Raw genomic sequence first — 16,884 nt, 5'->3', positions numbered from 1 at the left:
GGAGTCCATGACGGCGATGCCATGACCGAGGTCCGTTTCTATCACCTCCAGCGGCGCACGCTCGAACAGGCGTTGCCGAAGATCCTGGAGAAGGTCCTGGAGCGCAATTGGCGCGCCGTCGTCCTGGCCGGCTCGCCGGAGCGGGTGGACGCGCTCAATCAACATTTGTGGACCTACGACCCCTCGTCCTTCCTGCCCCACGGCGCCGCACGCGACGGCTTCGCCGCCGACCAGCCGGTCTGGCTGACCGCCGAGGAGGAGAACCCCAACGGGGCCACCGTCCTGGTCCTGGTGGACGGGGTGACCAGCGCGGCGATGGGGTCCTTCGACCTCGTCTGCGACCTGTTCGACGGCAACGACGGCGAGGCGGTGCTGGCCGCGCGGGACCGCTGGAAGACCTGCAAGGCCGCCGGCCACGCCCTCACCTACTGGCAGCAGAACGACCGCGGCGGCTGGGAAAAACGCGCGTAATTCCAAGAACAGCGGTAGGCTTTGGCAGGGATCTTCAAATGATACCGCTAACCTGCCTGAATTGTGCATTCATTCGTCACCACCGACCTTGACGGCCCTCCCGCACGCAAGGTTAATCTAATACGCGTAAAATCCGGTGGTGCAGCGTTTGGGTGGAGGGCGACATGGCACGGCGCGTTCGAAGGGCAAAGACGGCGCGTCCATGACACGCAGCACCCTTGATCCGACCCTTGCGCGGGACGTGAAGGAGGCCGCCGTCCTGATCGTCGACGACAACCAGTCGAACGTCGATCTGCTGCGCGAAATCCTGGTCCACGACGGCTACACCGCGGTCCGGGGGGAAACCGACCCCCGCCGGGTTCCGGCCCTGTGCGAGGCGCAGCGGTTCGACCTGCTGTTGATCGACATCCGCATGCCGTACATGAGCGGCTTCGACCTGATGGAGCGGATCAACGCCATCCACGGCGACGATTACGTGCCCGTCCTGGTGCTGACCGCCCACACCGACCAGGAAACGCGGCGGCGTTCGCTGGAACTGGGCGCCAACGACTTTCTCACGAAGCCCTTCATTTCCTGGGAACTGCTGCACCGCGTGCGCAACATGCTGGAGATCCGCAAGCTCTACCAGCGCGCGGCGGAGCAGAACCGCGGGCTGGAGCGCCGCGTGTCGGAGCGCACGGCGGAACTGAGCGCCGCCCTCGACGCCGCGCGGCAGGCCGACCGGGCCAAGCTGGACTTCCTGTCGGTGACCAGCCACGAGTTGCGCACGCCGCTGAACGCCATCATCGGCTTTGCCGAGGTGCTGTCCAGCGAAGCGCACGGACCGCTCGGCCACCGCGATTACATGGACTATGTCCGGCTGATCGAGGAGAGCGGCAAGGCGCTGCTCGGCATGGTCAACAACATCCTGGATTTCACGCGCGGCTCCGGCGGCATCGACCTTGCCGAGTCGGCCATCGACCTGCCCGGCCTGCTGACCGGCTGCATCGCCCTTCTCGGCCCCAAGGCGCAGGCCAAGGCGCAGACGATCACGCTCCAGCCCGGTCCGCCCGTCACCCTGCGGGCCGACCAGCGCCGCCTGGGGGAGATGGTGGTCCATCTGCTGGACAACGCGGTGAAGTTCGGTCACCGGGGCGGCCACGTCACGGCCCGCATCGCGCTCCAGGCCGGGATGGTCGCCATTTCCGTGACCGACGACGGCCCGGGCATCCCGCCGGACATCGTCGATCACGTCTTCAGCCCCTTCATACAGGCCGAACGCTCGCTGGTGCGTCAGCATGAGGGGATCGGGCTGGGCCTGCCCATCGTCCGCCGCTTCGCCGAACTGCACGGCGGCAGCGTGGAGTTGGACAGCGCGCCGGGGCGCGGCACGACCGTGACCATCCTCCTGCCCGCCGCCCGCCTGACCGCCCCGCCCATTGCGGGCGTCAAGGAATCACGGGCGCTGTAAGGGGACGGAGCCGGCTCAGTCCGTAGGAATGCCCAGCCGCAGCAGCATTTCCACAAGGGCGCTTTCCCCCACGGCCATGGCGGCCTGGGCCGGAGTCAGCCAGCGGCGCTCGCGCTCGTCCTTCTCGGGCCAGTCGTCGAGCACTTCATCGACTTCCAGCAGGAAGACGGTGACGGCGCACAGGACCGATTTGTTCGCGCTCAACCGCTTCATGTAGCGGTAATTGCCGAAGGGACGGTGATCGACGCTGCCCCGGACGCCGGCTTCCTCATAGGCTTCCCGCGCCGCCATGGCGGCGGGCTTGACGCCCTCCTCCGCCCACCCCTTCGGAATGATCCACCGCCGGGTTTCCCGCGACGTGACCAGCAGGATTTCCGGCCGGCCGTTGCGAAGGCGGAAAGGAAGGGCGGCGTATTGGGTGGCGGGGGTACGGTTGCTCATCATGTCCAAGTGGGGAGGCCGGACCCGCGATCCAATTCGGCTGAACGGGATGGCGGGCGATGTCTCAATATGACGGTGGGCGGCTGCGATCCGTGCCGCCCATCGTTACAATGATCATCTCCTAATAACGTTACGTCGTGGGAAATTCTTCCGACAGACGATCAATAATTTCGGCTACGCCGAAACGGATAGGGTCGGTGGCCGGCAGGCCGTGGGCCCTGGCCGCCGCCTCCAGACAGGCGCGGGCCTCGTCCTCGCCATAGGCCTTGGTGTTGATGGCGATGCCGACCGGACGGATGGCGGGGTTGGTCAGCCGGCCGCAGCGGACCGTCAGGTCGATCACCTCCTGGATCGACGGCAGCGGGTGCTGGACGCCGCGCATGGTGGTCCGCGTCGGCTCGTGGCAGACGACGAAGGCGTCCGGCTGCGCGCCGTGCAGCAAGCCCAGCGACACCCCCGCGAAGGAGGGGTGGTAGAGCGAGCCCTGCCCTTCGATCAGGTCCCAGTGGGCCGGGTCCGCCGCCGGAGCGATCCACTCCACCGCGCCGGAGATGAAGTCCGCCACCACCGCGTCGATGGCCACCCCGCGTCCGGAGATGAACACGCCGGTCTGGCCGGTGGCGCGGAAATCCGCGTCCAGGCCGCGGGCGCGCATTTCCTTCTCCAGAGCCAGCGCGGTGTACTTCTTGCCCACGGAGCAGTCGGTGCCGACGGTCAGCAGCCGCAGGCCCGGGCGCTTGGTCCCCTTGCCGGTGGCGAAACGCTGGTCGGAATGGCGGACGTTGAAAAGCTGGCGGCCAAGGCGGGCGGCGGCCTCGGCGATGGCCGGGACGCTCTCCAGCCGGGTGTGCAGGCCGCTGGCCACGTCCATGCCGGCCTCGATGGCCTGGACGATGGCGCTGGTCCAATGCTCCGGCAGGACGCCGCCCGCGTTCACCACGCCGACCACCAGCGTCCGGGCGCCCTGCCCCGCCGCCTCCGCGATGGTTATGTCGGGAATGCCGAGGTCGGCCTTGCAGCCCTCCAGCCGGATCTGGCCCAGGCACCAGTCGGGCCGCCAGTCCACGATGCCCTGAGCCGTCTTGGCGCCGAGCTGGTCCTGCACGTCGCCGAGGAACATCAGGTAGGGGTGGGGAATGTTCATGGTCGGGTTCTCTCGAAAAGACCGGATGGTGGCGTCAAGCGGGCTCGGACATCAGGCGGCGGGCGGACATCTGGCGGAGCAGGACGGGCACGATCAGCGCCAGCCCAAGAAGCGACGAGTACAGTTCCGGCGTCACCAGAAGTATGGCGGCCAGACCCAGCATCACCCGCTCCCACGTCCGCATGGTGGTCAGCAGCCAGCCGGTCAGCGTGGCGCCCAGGCAGACGATGCCGACGATGCAGCCGATGAAGGCGATGAAGAAATCCGGCCAGTTGAAGCCCGGCGCCACCAGCAGCAGCGACGGCGAGAAGACGAAGACGAAGGGCACCAGCGCCTTCGCCAGACCCAGCCGGAAGGCCGTGTTGCCGGTCTTGAAGGGGTCCGCCCCGGCCATGCCCGCCGCGGCGTAGGCGGCCAGCGCCACCGGCGGGGTGATGTCGGCCAGCACGCCGTAATAGAAGACGAAGAAATGCGCGACGATCGGCGCCACGCCCAGCAGCCCCAGCGCCGGGGCGGCGATGGTCGCCATGATGATGTAGTTGGCGGTCGTCGGGATGCCGCAGCCCATCAGGATGCAGACCACGCCGGTCATGACCAGCGTGAACAGCAGGGTCAGGCCCTTGGCGTCGGCCAGCCAGCCCGGCAGGAAGGCTCCCGCCCAGACCGCCATCTCACCCGCGGTGGAGGTGACGATGTAGGAGATCTTGAAGCCCACGCCGGTCAGCGTGACCACGCCCACGATGATGCCCACCGTGGCGGCGGCGGCACCGACCGCCAGCGCGTATTTGGCGCCGTCGCGCAAGCCCTCCAGCACCTCGCGGATGGTCATGCGCTTGCGCGGATTCAGCAGGCCGACCGCAATGCACAGGGTGATGCCCCAGAAGGCCGCCATATAGGGCGTATAGCCGGCGATCAGGACGCCGATCAGCACCACCAGCGGGATGACCGTCGGCCAGTCGCGGCGGAAGGCCGCCCTCAGGTCCGGCATCTCGTCGGGGCGCAGACCGCGCAGGCCGTTGCGCTTGGCCTCGAAATGCACCTGCACCAGCACGCCGAAGAAATGCATGAAGGCCGGGACGATGGCCGCCAGGATGATGGTCGTGTAGGGCAGGCCCAGGAATTCGATCATCAGGAAGGCGGCGGCGCCCATGATCGGCGGGGTGATCTGCCCGCCCGTGGAGGCCGTGGATTCCACCGCGGCGGCGAAATGCGGCTTGTAGCCCAGCCGCTTCATGGCCGGGATGGTCAGCGAGCCCACCGTCACCGTGTTGGCGACCGAGGAGCCGGAGATCATGCCGAACAGCGCCGACCCGAAGATGGCGACCTTGGCGGGGCCGCCCGCGTATCGTCCGGCCACCCAGGCCGCGCAGTCGAGGAAGAGCTGCCCCAGACCGATGCGCGTGGCGAAGACGCCGAACAGAACGAAATGGAAGACGTAGGTCGCCACCACGCCCAGCGCGATGCCGTAGACGCCCTGCGTCGTCAGGTACAGGTGATCGACGAGCTGCGACACCGTGGCGCCGGGATGCTTCAGCAGCCCCGGCATCTGCGGCCCCCAGATCGCGTAGCCCATGAAGATCGTGGCGATGATCGGCAGCGGCCAGCCGACCGACCGGCGCGTCGCCTCCAGAAGCACGACGATCAGGATGGAGCCGAGGATCACGTCGGTGGCGGTCGGGTTGCCGACGCGGAAGGCCAGATCGTCCAGCGGGATCAGCGGGACATGCATCACCGCCGCCACCGCTCCGATGGCCAGCGCCCAGTCCTGCAAGCCGATGCCCAGCGGGCGCAGCAGGGTGCCCATCACCGGCTCGCCATAGCCGCGCCTGGTGAAGGGGAAGACCAGGAAGACGAGGCCCAGCACGAAGGACAGGTGGATGCCGCGGTGCTCCATTTCCGGCAGAAGGCCGAAACCCGCGGTGTAATAGTGGAACAGCGACAGCACGATCAGCAGCCCGCCGACCAGCGTTCCGGCCAGCGGCGACAGGGGCCGGAAGCGGATTTCGGAGTCGAACTTCTCCTCAAGCTCCCGTGCCTTGGCCTCGTCGAGTTCCATGGACGCGGGCTCCAGCCGGAGATCGGGCGGCGGGTCGCGATGGGTATCCGTCATGGATGCTCCAGATGATTACGGGCGGGTCCGGGCGTGTTCAAAGTCCCCTCTCCCCGGAGGGAGAGGGTTGATTGTGATAGCCGGACCGCGCCCTACTTCAGGACGCCCTGCTCCTTGTAGAACTTCTCCGCCCCCGGATGCAGCGGGATGCCCAGGCCGTTGGTCGCCGTCTGCAGCGTGACGAGCTTGCCCTTGGCGTGGCCGGCGTCGAGCGCGGCGCGGCTCTTCTCGTTGTAGAGCGTCTTGACGATGTTGTAGACGAGGTCGTCCGGCTGCTTGGCGCTGGTCAGCCACTGGGCGTTGACCGAGATCGTCGCCGTCTCGGGCACGTCCTTGTAGGTGTTGGCCGGAACCTTGTCCTTGGCGAAGAACTGGTACTGGGCCAGCATCTTGTCGATTTCCGGCCCGGTGATCGGGACCAGCGAAATGCCCGAAGAGGTCGCCAGCTCCGAAATGGCGCCGGTCGGATAGCCGCCGACGAAGAAGTAGGCGTCGAGAGCGCCGTCGCGCAGGCGGTCGCCCGCCGGACCCGGCTTCAGATACTCCGCCTTCACGTCCTTCTCGGTCAGGCCGAAGGCGCCCAGAACGATGCGCGAATCGACCAGCGTGCCCGACCCCGGCTCGTCCAGCGACACCCTCTTGCCCTTCAGGTCGGCGACCGACTTGATGTTGGCGTCCTTGCGGGCGACCAGATGGATGGTCTCCGGATAGAGCGTGGCAATGACCCGCAGATCCTCGACCTTGCCCTTGCCCTCGAACAGGCCGGTGCCGGTGTGGGCCCAATAGGCCACGTCCGACTGCGAGAAGCCCGACTCGGACGAGCCGCTGTTGATCGCGTTGATGTTGGCGACGGAGCCGTTGGAGGCCACGGCGGTCGCAACCAGACCGGGCACGCCGCCGTTGGTGCCGGAGATGACGTTGGCGATCAGCCCGCCGACCGGATAGTAGGTGCCGGCGGTGCCGCCCGTGCCGATGCGGAAGAAGGCGGGGGTCTGCGCCACGGCGATGGTGGCGCCGATGGCGACCGCACCCGCGACGGCGGCGAAGGCCAGACGGCGGGTCTTGGACAAGACGTTCACGACAACCTCCCAATTATTTCGCGTCGTAACGAAATGATGCCCTTGGGTAGGAGGCTTGTCGATACGAATGGATGCCTTGCCCGGACATACGGCCCATTCCGGAGAAGGATGGGCCGGCGGGAGGGCCGGCGGGAAAGCCGTATGTCCGGACGACGCCCGTCAGCCTTCCAGAAGCGCCGCCGCGTGGTGGCGCAGATGGTCGTCGATGAAGCTGGCGATGAAGAAATAGCTGTGGTCGTAGCCCGGCTGCAGGCGCAGCGTCAGCGGGTGGCCCGCCGCCGCCGCCGCCCGTTGCAGGTTTTCCGGCTTCAGCTGCGTCTCCAGGAAGCCGTCGGCGTCGCCCTGGTCCACCAGGATCGGCAGCCTCTCCGTGGCCCGGCCCAGCAGGGCGCAACTGTCCCACTCCAGCCACGCCGCGTAGTCGGTGCCGAAGAAACGCTCGAACGCCTTCTCGCCCCACGGAACGCTGGCCGGATTGCCGATCGGCGCGAAGGCCGACACGGACCGGTAGCGGCCCGGGTTGCGCAGCGCGCAGACGAGCGCGCCGTGCCCGCCCATGGAATGGCCGGAGACGGAGCGCCGGTCCGTCACCGGCAGTGCGGCCTCCACCAGCTCCGGCAGCTCCCGCACCACATAGTCGTGCATGCGGTAGTGCTTGGCCCAGGGCTCCCGCGTGGCGTTGACGTAGAAGCCGGCGCCCAGCCCGAAGTCCCAGGCGCCGTCCGGATCGCCGGGCACGCCGGGGCCGCGCGGGCTGGTGTCCGGCGCCACGATGGCGATACCGAGGTCCGCCGCCATCCGCATGGCGCCGGCCTTCTGCATGAAGTTCTCATCGGTGCAGGTCAGGCCGGACAGCCAGTAGAGCACCGGCACCTTGCCCGACTCGGCCTGCGGCGGCAGGTAGACGGCGAACACCATGTCGCAGTCCAGCACCGCGGAGCGGTGCCGGAAGCGCTTGTGCCAGCCGCCGAAGCAGCGGTTCGCCGCGATCTGGGTCAATCCCGTGTCCATCCGGTCCTCACGGGTTGTAGAGGATGACGGAACGGATGCTCTTGCCCTCGTGCATCAGGTCGAAGGCCTTGTTGATGTCCTCCAGCCCCATGGTGTGGGTGATGAAGGTGTCCAGCTCGAACTCGCCCTTCAGGTAGCGCTCCACGTAATCCGGCAGCTCGGACCGCCCGCGCACGCCGCCGAAGGCGGAGCCGCGCCACACCCGTCCGGTGACGAGCTGGAACGGGCGGGTGCTGATCTCCTCGCCGGCCCCGGCGACGCCGATGATGACCGACTCGCCCCAGCCCTTGTGGCAGCATTCCAGCGCCGCGCGCATCACCTTCACGTTGCCGATGCATTCGAAGCTGTAATCGACGCCGCCGTCGGTCATCTCGACCAGAACCTCCTGGATCGGGCGGTCGTGGTCCTGCGGGTTCACCACGTCGGTGGCGCCGAGCTGCTTGGCGATCTCGAACTTGTCGGGGTTGATGTCGATGCCGATGATGCGCGACGCCTTCGCCATGACGGCGCCGATGATCGCCGACAGGCCGATGCCGCCAAGGCCGAAGATGGCGACCGTCGAGCCCGGCTCGACCTTCGCGGTGTTGCGCACGGCGCCCATGCCGGTGGTCACGCCGCAGCCGAGCAGGCAGACCTTCTCCAGCGGGGCGGCCTTGTTGATCTTGGCGACCGCGATCTCCGGAAGCACCGTGTATTCGGAGAAGGTGGAGGTGCCCATGTAATGGAACACCGGCTGGCCCTTCACGGTGAAGCGGGTGGTGCCGTCCGGCATCAGCCCCTTGCCCTGGGTGGCGCGGATCGCCTGACAGAGGTTGGTCTTGCCGGACAGGCAGAATTTGCACTTGCCACATTCCGGCGTGTAGAGCGGGATCACATGGTCGCCGACCTGGACGGAGGTGACGCCCGGCCCGACCTCCTCCACGATGCCGGCGCCCTCATGGCCCAGGATCGCCGGGAACACGCCTTCCGAATCCATGCCGGACAGGGTGTAGGCGTCGGTGTGGCAGACGCCGGTGGCGACGATGCGCACCAGGACCTCGCCCTGCTTGGGCGCCGCGACCTCGACCTCTTCGATGTCCAGGGGCCGCTTCGCTTCCCAGGCCACCGCCGCGCGTGACTTCACCATCCCACCGTCTCCATGCGTTCGCGTTTCTTTGAGGATCGAAATTAGCATCCCCCGCGCGTTGACAACGCTGCAATGTTGGAGAGGATTGTTGCCGTATGGGGATAATCAGCGCGGAACGGGGGGTCTGGCGGGTGAGCCGGTGGGATGGCATCGACGAGTTCGTGGCGGTCGCGGACTGCGGCGGCTTCTCCCGCGCGGCGGAGCGGCTGCGCATCTCCTCCTCGCAGGTCAGCCGGCAGGTGGCGCGGCTGGAGGACCGCTTGCAGGCCCGCCTGTTCTACCGCACCACCCGCAGCGTGACGCTGACCGAGGCGGGCCGCTCCCTGCTCGCCCACTGCCGCCGCCTGATCGAGGAGCGGGACGAGGCGCTGCTCGCCGTCAGCGACCTCCAGGCGGAGCCGAAGGGCCTGCTGCGCCTGACCTGCGCCGTGGCCTACGGCGAGCGGTTCGTGGTCCCGCTGGTGAACGGTTTCCTGGAGCGCCACCCCCAGCTCCGCGTCGAGATCGAGCTGACGAACCGCCGGCTGGATCTCGTGCACGAGGGGGTGGACCTCGCGGTGCGGCTGGGGCGGCTGATGGATTCGAGCCTCGTCGCCACGCGGATCGCGCCGCGGGTCATGCATCTCTGCGCCGCCCCGTCCTATCTGGAGCGCCGGGGGACGCCGCGCACGCTGGCCGACCTTGCCGAGCACGACTGCCTGACCGGCACCGCGGACGCCTGGACCTTCGACGCGGGCTCGCTGGACGGCGGCCCGGAATGGCTGTTCCGGCCCCAGGGGCGCTGGCGCTGCAACAGCGGCACCGCCGTTCTGGACGCCGCGCTGCGCGGCTTCGGCCTGTGCCAGTTGCCCGACTACTATGTGGTGGAGCATCTGACGGCGGGGCGGCTGGTGCCGCTTCTGGAGGCGCACCGCCCGCCCAACACCGCCGTCTGGGCGGTCTACCCGCCGCAACGCCATTTGTCGCCCAAGGTGCGGCTGCTGATCCAGCATCTGAAGGACGGGCTGGCGCGGCAGCCGGAATACCGCTGACGCCGAACCGCCACCCCGCCTGTCAGCCGTCCAGCCCCTCCAGGCTTGCCGGGGCGAAGGCGGCCTGCCAGCCAGCCCGGTGCCGGATGTCGCCGAAGGCGGGCAGCACCAGTTCCGCCCCGGTGGCGGCCACAAGCGCCTTCATCTGACGCAGCGTGGGGTGGACGTTCCAGCGCAGATAGCGGGCGCGCCCGGTGTCTACCAGGGTCCGCGACGGCGTGCCTTCGGCGAGGTAGCCGGTGAAGACGATTTCCGGCCCGCCCGGCCCGGCCCAGCGCTCCACCAGGTCGGCGGCGGTGCCGCTGGTGGCGTTGGGGCCGGCGGCGAAGGTCACGTCGCGCGGGCCGCCCGGCTCCCTGGCGCGGTCGAGCAGGCGGCGCAGGCGCTCCTCCGTGCCGGGATGCAGGGCGGCGTCGCCCTCGGCCAGCAGATGGGCGATGGCGGTGCGGTGGGCGCTGTCGATGGCCGGGACGACGCCGTGGTCCATCGCCCACAGCGCCATCTCCGGCCCCCGCCCGTCCGCCGCCACCGGAAACAGAACGCCGCCCGCGTGCAGGAAGGGTTCCAGCGCGGCCAGCCGCTCCGCCTGCGGGGTGTCGTCCAGCCCGTAGGAGGCGTCCAGGATCACGCGCCGGGCGGGCGGCGGCGGGTCGAAGGGGTACAGGGCCGATTCGTCGGAATGGTCGCCCATGTAGAGCAGCCCGCCGTCCGCGGTGCCCAGGTGAATCCACACCCCGCCCGGCGCGTGGCCGGACCGTCCGGTGGTCACCGGCACGCCCTGGATGTCCACCGTCCCGCGGACCGGCAGCGGATGGGCCGCCACGGTCGGCGGCAGGAAGCGGGCGGCGAGCGGCGTGGCGTAGACCGGCGGGCTGCCGACCCGGTGGCGCAGGCCCAGGGCGCCGGCATGGTCGCCATGGGTGTGGGTGACCAGGATGGCGTCCACCCGCCCCGCGGCGTCCAGCGGCGGCAGCCGTCCGGCGTCCGGCCCCTCGCCCAGGTCGAGCAGCAGGCGCGTCCCGCCGGCCATCGCCAGGAAGCAGGCCGGTCCCTTGTTCCCCAGCCCCGACAGGGCGCGCAGCCGGACCTTCCGTCCCCGCCCCGTCACAGCCCCCGTCATGGCCCCCGTCATAGCAGCGTCACTTGACATCGCGCCCCCGTTCCGCACTGTGCCTATCCCTCGGTGCATCCCTGAATAGCGCGAATTCCGGTGCCATGACCATCCAGACGCCCGCCCTGTCGATCGACGCCGCCTCCCGCCACTATGCCGGGACGCCCGGCCCCGCGGTCGACGGCGTGACCATCGAGGTGGCGGCGGGGGAGTTCCTGGCCCTGCTCGGCCCGTCCGGCTGCGGAAAGAGCACGCTGCTGCGCATGGTCGCCGGGTTCGAGCGGCTGGACGGCGGGCGCATCGCGGTCGGCGGGCGCACCCTGTCCGGTCCCGGCACCCATGTCCCGCCGGAAGAGCGGCGGATCGGTCTCGTCTTCCAGTCCTACGCGCTGTGGCCGCACATGACGGTGGCCGGCAACGTCGCCTACCCGCTGGAGACCGCCCGCGTGCCCCGCGCGGAGCGGGACCGGCGCATCCGCGCCGCGCTCGACACGGTGGGGCTGGTGGGTTTCGAGGCGCGCCACCCCGCCGAACTGTCGGGTGGCCAGCGGCAGCGCGTGGCCCTGGCCCGCTGTCTGGTGATGAGCCCGGAGCTGGTTCTGCTGGACGAACCCCTCGCCAACCTCGACGTGCATCTGCGCGCGGCGATGGAGGAGGAGTTCGCGGATTTCCACGCCAAGACCGGCGCCACCATGGTCTACGTCACCCACGATCAGGCGGAGGCCATGGCGCTGGCGACCCGCATCGCGGTGCTCGACCGCGGGCGGCTCGCCCAGGTGGCGGCGCCCCGCACGCTCTACCGGGAGCCCGCGACCCGCATGGTCGCCGGCTTCGTCGGCCAGGGCGCGGTGGTGGACGGCGTGGTGGAGGGGGCCTGCACGGACGGGCGGGTGCGGGTGCGCCTGTTCGGGGCCGAGGCCCTGGTCCGCTGCCGCTCCGGCCAGCCGGACGGCCCGGCGCTGGTCTGCCTGCGGCCCGAGGATTTGGAACCGGCGCCGGACGGTCCCATCATGGCGACGGTGGTGCGGGCCGCCTACAAGGGCGGTTTCGTGCTGGTCGAGGCCGAGCCGCAGGCCGCACCGGGCGTCCGCCTGCTGCTGCGGGTGGCCGGCGACGCGCAGGTGGCGCCGGGCGAGGCGTTGCGGCTTGCGGTGCGGGATGGGTGGGTGGTGCCGGAGGGGAGCGTGTGAAGCGCCGGGAGTTGGGCCCAGTTCGCCAACCTCACCCCCGCCAGGGAATGATCCCCGCCGGCAGCCGCCGCCCCAGCCAGCCGACCGCCAGCAGCACCGCCACCACCACCACGATCGTCACGACGCTCAACGCCGCGGCGAGCGTCGGGCTGCCGCCCTCCTCCAGCGCGTAGACCACGACGCCCAGAGTCTCCCGCCCCTGCGACCACAGCAGGATCGACACGGTCAACTCGTTGAAGGCCGTCAGGAACACCAGCACGCCGCCCGCCGCCGCCGCCGGCGCCACCAGCGGCGCGACGATGGTGCGCAGGCGGCGCAGCGGGCCGGCGCCGCAGGCGCGCGCCGCCTCCTCCATCGCCGGGTCCAGGGCGGCGCAGGCCGCCTGGGCCGGGCGCAGGGCCAGCGACAGGAAGCGCGCCAGATAGGCCGCCAGGATGATCCCCAGCGTGCCGTAAAGGCTGACGCCCAGCAGCGGCAGCGGTTTCAGGAAGACCAGGATGCAGCCGATGGCCAGCACCACGCCAGGCACCGCGTGCGGAAGCTCGATCAGCACGCCGACCGCGCGGACCAGCCGCCCGCCCCGCCCCGGACCGGCCATGGCGTGGGCCAGCGGGATCGCCAGCAGGGTCAGCAGCGCCGCCGCCACCCCCGACAGCACGAAGGAGTTGGCGAAGGCCCGCCCCACCTGATCGAGCCCCAGAACCGTCGCGTAATGCGCCAGCGTCGCCGTCTCCACCCCCAAGGGCAATCCGTAGACCCGGATCAGGCTGGTCGAAACCAGCGCCGCCAGCGGGGCCGCCAGGATCAGCGCCACCGCCGTCCAGCACAGGATCTCCATCGGACGCCGCGCCCGGCCCAGCCGCAGCACCGCCGCGGGAGACGAACCGCCGATCACCCGCGCGTCCACCCGCGCCTGGAGCGCCATCTGCGCGGCGATGCCGGCGCAGGCGATGGCGCCGATCAGCACGGCCAGCACCGCGACCTCCGGCAGGACGGACGGGCCGAAGCCCGCCAGACGGCGATAGATCAGCGTCGGCAGCACCGGGATTCCCGCCGGGATGCCGAGCAGCGCCGGAACCCCGAAATTCCCCAGCGCCGCCACGAAGGACAAGGCCAGACCGGCGGCCAGCCCCGGCAGGCTGAGCGGCAGGACGATGGTGCGCAGCACCCGTCCGCGCCGGGCGCCCGCCGCCTGCGCGGCCTCCACCAGATCGCGCGGCACGGCGCGCAGCGCCGCCCGCAACGCCAGGAAGACCAGCGGCGCGTGCTCGATCCCCATCACCAGGATCATCCCGGCGGAGGAATAGACGGGGTTCGGCGTGCCCGGCGCCGGGGCGAGGCCCAGCGGCTTCAGCAGCGGGCTGCCCGACCCGGCGAGGTGGATCCAGGACAGGGCGACGATCTGCGGCGGGATCATCAGCGGCAGGATCAGGCAGAAGGCCAGCGCCGTCTTGCCGCGCAGGTCGGTCAGCCCGCAGAGCAGCGCGAAGGGCACGCCCAGCGCCGCCGCCACCAGCGTGGCCCCCGCCGCGATGGCGACGCTGTTCCCTGTCGCCCGCCACGTCATCGGGGCGTTCAGCACGCGGGTCAGCGCCGTCAGGTCGCCCGCCGCCATCGGCCCTGCGACCTCCCAGACCAGCCGAAGGATCGGCAGCAGGACGATCAGCCCGGCCAGCGCGAACAGCAGCGGCGTTCCGGAAACGGAAAAAGGACCGGCGGCGCGGTAAGGCCGCCGGTCGCCAAGGGTGGCAAGGCTCATTCTCGACCGCCGGATGGGCTCAGCCGCCGAACAGGTCGGCGAAGTCCTTCTTGTTGGCCTCGTCGTCCTTCAGCGCCTTGGCCGGATCATAGGGCATCAGCGAGATGAACGAGGTGTCCGGGAAACCGGCGGGCGCCGCCACCCCCGGCAGCGCCGGCAGGAAGCCCTGGCGGGAGGCCAGCTCCTGCCCCTCCTTGCTCAGCAGGAAGGCGATGAAGGCCTTGGCGGCGTCGGGATTCTTCGTGGTGTTCAGGATGGCGACCGGCTCGGTCACCGCGCTGACGCCCTCCTTGGGGAAGACGAAGGCGACGGGAGCGCCCTTGGCCTGCTCGCGGATCGGCAGATAGTCCACGATGACGCCGTACAGCTTCTCGCCGCTGGCCACCGACTTCAGGATGCCGCCGTTGCCCTTGGCAGCGGTGGTGCCGTTGGCCTGGAGCTTCTCGTAAAAGGCCATGCCGAGGTCCGGCTGCTCCTTCACGGCGGCCATGTGGATGGCGGCGGCGCCGGAATAGAGGGGGCTCGGCATCACGGTGGTGCCCTTGGCCTCCGGCTTGAGCAGGTCGAGCCAGGAGGAGGGCTTCATCGGCGCCGCCGTGTTGTAGGCGATCCCGGTGGTGATCAGCTTGGTGGCGAACCAGGTCCCGTCCGGATCGTGGGTGCCGGTGCGGTAGCCCTGGACCGGCGCGTCCTTGTAGGCAAGCAGACGCTTCTCCGCCTTCAGCGACTCCATGGTCACGGCGTCGGCGATCAGCAGCAGGTCGGCCTGCGGGCTGCCCGCGGCGATCTCGGCGCGGAGCTTGTTCATCAGCTCCGTCGTGCCGCTGCGGACCCATTCGACCTCGACGCCGGGATTCTTCGCCTTGAAGGCGTCCACCGTCTGCTTGGCGTCGGCTTCGAGCTGCGAGGTGTAGAGCACCAGCTTTCCGGCCGGCTTGTCTGAAGCGGCCTGGGCCGGCAGGGCCAGCAGCAGCGCGCCCGCGGCAGCCGCGATGGTGCTTCCGATCGCGGCGAACGCCGCGGCGAGGTGTGTGCGCTTGGCCTTCATGTCTCCCGTTTCCCTCTCTGGTCGTCCCCGCCGCCCCGGAGCGCCGCCCCTTCCGGCGTGCTCTGGTATGCGAAGGCCCCTGTTTACGCCAGAACCATGACAGCCGCATGACGGCGACGTCGCATATGGCCTTACGCCTCATAGCCGATCGGGGCGGCCCGGGGAAAGAGGGAGGGCGGCAAGTCCATCCCTGGTGGCGGCCAACGCGGTCCGGGTGGCTTCCAGCCGATCGGCGGACAGCGCCACGGCGCCGGCGCTTCTGCGCAGGCGGTGCAGGCTGCGGACCATGCGCTCCACCGCCACGCTCCGGCGCTGGACGGCGCGGGCCGAAGGGGCATCGGCATCGTCCGGCACGGCGTGCAGGGGCACCCGCCGCGTTGCCAGCATGGACGAGAGTTCCAGCCGGGCGGCGTTGTCGCGGACCGCACGCACGCGACGGACCAGCTCGGCCAGGGAGACGTCCCGGCACAGCCCGCGGCACCACAGGGAACCGGTTTCCGACCGCATGCAGAACCCGCAGCCCGTTTCCTCGTTCCACAAGCGTTTGGCGGTGTGTGCCGGCATGCTCCACCTCGATGGCCCGGCTTTCAGCAAACCCCCGGATGATGCCGCGAAGCAAAACGTCTTTGGCGATACCGCTCTCTGGGGAGGTCGGCGCCTCCCTTCTTCGAACGGAATCGCACGAAGGGCTTGGAAGGCACGCCGTTCGGCAGCACCCTTCCTGAAAGTCGAACCCTCAGGAGCGCGGACGTGACCAGCGAAGCCCCAGACCGGCCCATTCTTCAAATCGACTACTGCCGCCAATGCCGCTGGATGCTGCGCGCCGCCTGGATGGCGCAGGAGCTTCTGACCACCTTCGAAGACGAACTGGGCGGCGTCACCCTGATCCCCGGGACGGGCGGCGTCTTCATGGTGCGCAGCGGGGACGCGGTGATCTGGTCGCGCAAGGAGGAGGGGCGTTTCCCCGACATCACCGAACTGAAGCAGCGGGTGCGCGACCACATCGCCCCGGACAAGCCCCTGGGCCACGCCGACCGCAAGCGGCCGGCAGACCCTTGAAAAAAGGACCCTCGATAAGCGGGCCTCAGCGGGCGGCCTTCACGTCCGTGACGGCCACCGTCTGCTTGGGCGGCGCGGAGCCGAAGCCCTGCTCCAGCAGTTCGGCGACCTCGCGGTCGCGGGCGGCGGCGGTGGTGCCGCCCAGGACGACGGCGACCAGACGCTGGCCGTTGCGGCTAGCGCTGCCGGCGAGGTTGAAGCCGCTGAGGTTGATGAAGCCGGTCTTGATGCCGTCATAGCCTTCCACCCGGCCCAGCAGCCGGTTATGGCCGGGCACCACCGTGCCGTTCCAGTCGAAGCGCGTGCGCGAGAAGTAGGCGTACTCCCGCGCCGGGCGGGACACCACGGCGCGGGACAGGCGGGCCATGTCGCGCGCCGTGGTGCGCTGCTCCTTGTGCGGCAGGCCGGATGCGTTGCGGAAGGTGGTGCTGGTCATGCCCAGCGCCTGCGCCTTGGCGGTCATCATCTCGGCGAACTGCTCCTCGCTGCCGCCGAGAGCCTCGGCCAGGACGACGGCGACGTCGTTGGCGGACTTCACCGTCAGGGCCAGGATCGCGTCCTCCACCCGGATGGTCGAGCCGACGGCGAGGTTCAGGCGCGACGGCTTCTGGTTGGTGGCGTGGCGCGACACCGGCAGTTCCTGGTCCAGCCGCAGCGTGCCCCGCTCCAGCGCCTCGAAGGTCAGGAGCAGGGTCATCATCTTGGTCAGCGACGCCGGATAGGTCAGCGTGTCGGCGTTTTCCGAATCGAGGACCCGGCCCGACTGCGCGTCCATCAGCACATAGGCGTGGACCGGACGGAAGACCGCGGCCCCCGCCGCGGTGCCGGCGGCGGCCCCGGCGGCGACGCGGCCC

General features: G+C 69.9%; 16 protein-coding genes. 5 read left to right on the top strand and 11 right to left on the bottom strand.

Features of this window, described 5'->3' with window-relative positions:
* Positions 1–21 precede the first annotated feature (21 nt).
* Positions 22–471 (top strand): DNA polymerase III subunit chi, encoded by a 450-nt coding sequence (locus QSG27_RS12385; protein WP_306706531.1) that lies wholly within the window; start codon positions 22–24, stop codon positions 469–471.
* A 202-nt stretch (positions 472–673) separates the two neighbouring features.
* Positions 674–1,921: a hybrid sensor histidine kinase/response regulator gene (locus QSG27_RS12380; protein WP_306706529.1), complete on the top strand. Its 1,248-nt coding sequence runs from the start codon at positions 674–676 to the stop codon at positions 1,919–1,921.
* A gap of 15 nt (positions 1,922–1,936) precedes the next feature.
* On the opposite strand, the gene QSG27_RS12375 is transcribed toward QSG27_RS12380, so the two are convergent.
* From QSG27_RS12375 to QSG27_RS12350, 6 genes are all read right to left on the bottom strand, one after another.
* Positions 1,937–2,362, bottom strand: coding sequence for an NUDIX hydrolase (locus QSG27_RS12375; RefSeq protein ID WP_306706528.1), 426 nt, complete (start codon positions 2,360–2,362; stop codon positions 1,937–1,939).
* 130 nt (positions 2,363–2,492) lie between these two features.
* Positions 2,493–3,506 carry an N-acetyltransferase DgcN gene (gene dgcN / locus QSG27_RS12370; RefSeq protein WP_306706526.1) on the bottom strand — a complete coding sequence of 338 codons (1,014 nt, stop codon included), beginning with the start codon at positions 3,504–3,506 and terminating at the stop codon, positions 2,493–2,495.
* Between the two features lie 34 nt (positions 3,507–3,540).
* Positions 3,541–5,616 carry a TRAP transporter permease gene (locus tag QSG27_RS12365; protein WP_306706524.1) on the bottom strand — a complete coding sequence of 692 codons (2,076 nt, stop codon included), beginning with the start codon at positions 5,614–5,616 and terminating at the stop codon, positions 3,541–3,543.
* Positions 5,617–5,708: 92 nt separating this feature from the next.
* Positions 5,709–6,695 (bottom strand): TAXI family TRAP transporter solute-binding subunit, encoded by a 987-nt coding sequence (locus QSG27_RS12360; protein WP_306706522.1) that lies wholly within the window; start codon positions 6,693–6,695, stop codon positions 5,709–5,711.
* 159 nt (positions 6,696–6,854) lie between these two features.
* A complete protein-coding gene (fghA, locus tag QSG27_RS12355) occupies positions 6,855–7,706 on the bottom strand; it encodes an S-formylglutathione hydrolase (RefSeq protein ID WP_306706520.1) in 852 nt (283 codons plus the stop codon).
* Positions 7,707–7,713: 7 nt separating this feature from the next.
* On the bottom strand, positions 7,714–8,829 hold the full coding sequence (locus tag QSG27_RS12350; protein WP_306706564.1) for an S-(hydroxymethyl)glutathione dehydrogenase/class III alcohol dehydrogenase: 1,116 nt from the start codon (positions 8,827–8,829) through the stop codon (positions 7,714–7,716).
* 134 nt (positions 8,830–8,963) lie between these two features.
* On the opposite strand from QSG27_RS12350, the gene QSG27_RS12345 reads away from it, so the two are divergent.
* On the top strand, positions 8,964–9,863 hold the full coding sequence (locus tag QSG27_RS12345) for a LysR substrate-binding domain-containing protein (protein WP_306706518.1): 900 nt from the start codon (positions 8,964–8,966) through the stop codon (positions 9,861–9,863).
* Positions 9,864–9,885: 22 nt separating this feature from the next.
* Here QSG27_RS12345 and QSG27_RS12340 read toward each other — a convergent pair whose 3' ends face one another.
* Entirely contained in the window at positions 9,886–10,983 is a 1,098-nt protein-coding gene (locus QSG27_RS12340) for an MBL fold metallo-hydrolase (protein ID WP_306706517.1), read from the bottom strand.
* A 95-nt stretch (positions 10,984–11,078) separates the two neighbouring features.
* Here QSG27_RS12340 and QSG27_RS12335 point away from each other — a divergent pair, with 95 nt between their 5' ends.
* Positions 11,079–12,164, top strand: coding sequence for an ABC transporter ATP-binding protein (locus tag QSG27_RS12335; RefSeq protein WP_306706516.1), 1,086 nt, complete (start codon positions 11,079–11,081; stop codon positions 12,162–12,164).
* A 31-nt stretch (positions 12,165–12,195) separates the two neighbouring features.
* On the opposite strand, the gene QSG27_RS12330 is transcribed toward QSG27_RS12335, so the two are convergent.
* The 3 genes from QSG27_RS12330 to QSG27_RS12320 form a co-directional block, all read right to left on the bottom strand.
* Entirely contained in the window at positions 12,196–13,923 is a 1,728-nt protein-coding gene (locus QSG27_RS12330) for an ABC transporter permease (RefSeq protein WP_306706514.1), read from the bottom strand.
* Positions 13,924–13,942: 19 nt separating this feature from the next.
* Complete coding sequence (locus QSG27_RS12325; RefSeq protein WP_306706512.1) at positions 13,943–14,971, bottom strand: ABC transporter substrate-binding protein; 1,029 nt, start codon at positions 14,969–14,971, stop codon at positions 13,943–13,945.
* Positions 14,972–15,109: 138 nt separating this feature from the next.
* Entirely contained in the window at positions 15,110–15,535 is a 426-nt protein-coding gene (locus QSG27_RS12320; protein WP_306706509.1) for a hypothetical protein, read from the bottom strand.
* Positions 15,536–15,721: 186 nt separating this feature from the next.
* Between QSG27_RS12320 and QSG27_RS12315 the strand changes: the two genes are divergently transcribed.
* The gene (locus QSG27_RS12315) at positions 15,722–16,030 is read left to right on the top strand and encodes a SelT/SelW/SelH family protein (RefSeq protein ID WP_306706507.1); all 309 of its coding nucleotides are present in this window, start codon (positions 15,722–15,724) and stop codon (positions 16,028–16,030) included.
* Positions 16,031–16,055: 25 nt separating this feature from the next.
* Here the strand turns inward: QSG27_RS12315 and QSG27_RS12310 are convergent.
* The coding region (locus QSG27_RS12310; protein WP_306706505.1) for a D-alanyl-D-alanine carboxypeptidase family protein at positions 16,056–16,884 on the bottom strand (829 nt) is incomplete at its 5' end.

The sequence above is a fragment of the Azospirillum isscasi genome (assembly GCF_030849505.1).
Taxonomy (GTDB): domain Bacteria; phylum Pseudomonadota; class Alphaproteobacteria; order Azospirillales; family Azospirillaceae; genus Azospirillum; species Azospirillum isscasi.
The sequence above is the reverse complement of the archived record's forward strand: the minus strand, read 5'-3'. Positions and strand labels throughout refer to the sequence as shown.

Coding starts and splice junctions, on each gene's coding strand:
- QSG27_RS12330 (WP_306706514.1), bottom strand. CDS start 13,923: ATGAGCCTTGCCACCCTTGGCGACCGGCGGCCTTACCGCGCCGCCGGT.
- QSG27_RS12365 (WP_306706524.1), bottom strand. CDS start 5,616: ATGACGGATACCCATCGCGACCCGCCGCCCGATCTCCGGCTGGAGCCC.
- QSG27_RS12380 (WP_306706529.1), top strand. CDS start 674: ATGACACGCAGCACCCTTGATCCGACCCTTGCGCGGGACGTGAAGGAG.
- QSG27_RS12340 (WP_306706517.1), bottom strand. CDS start 10,983: ATGACGGGGGCTGTGACGGGGCGGGGACGGAAGGTCCGGCTGCGCGCC.
- QSG27_RS12335 (WP_306706516.1), top strand. CDS start 11,079: ATGACCATCCAGACGCCCGCCCTGTCGATCGACGCCGCCTCCCGCCAC.
- fghA (WP_306706520.1), bottom strand. CDS start 7,706: ATGGACACGGGATTGACCCAGATCGCGGCGAACCGCTGCTTCGGCGGC.
- dgcN (WP_306706526.1), bottom strand. CDS start 3,506: ATGAACATTCCCCACCCCTACCTGATGTTCCTCGGCGACGTGCAGGAC.
- QSG27_RS12375 (WP_306706528.1), bottom strand. CDS start 2,362: ATGAGCAACCGTACCCCCGCCACCCAATACGCCGCCCTTCCTTTCCGC.
- QSG27_RS12320 (WP_306706509.1), bottom strand. CDS start 15,535: ATGCCGGCACACACCGCCAAACGCTTGTGGAACGAGGAAACGGGCTGC.
- QSG27_RS12325 (WP_306706512.1), bottom strand. CDS start 14,971: ATGAAGGCCAAGCGCACACACCTCGCCGCGGCGTTCGCCGCGATCGGA.
- QSG27_RS12385 (WP_306706531.1), top strand. CDS start 22: ATGACCGAGGTCCGTTTCTATCACCTCCAGCGGCGCACGCTCGAACAG.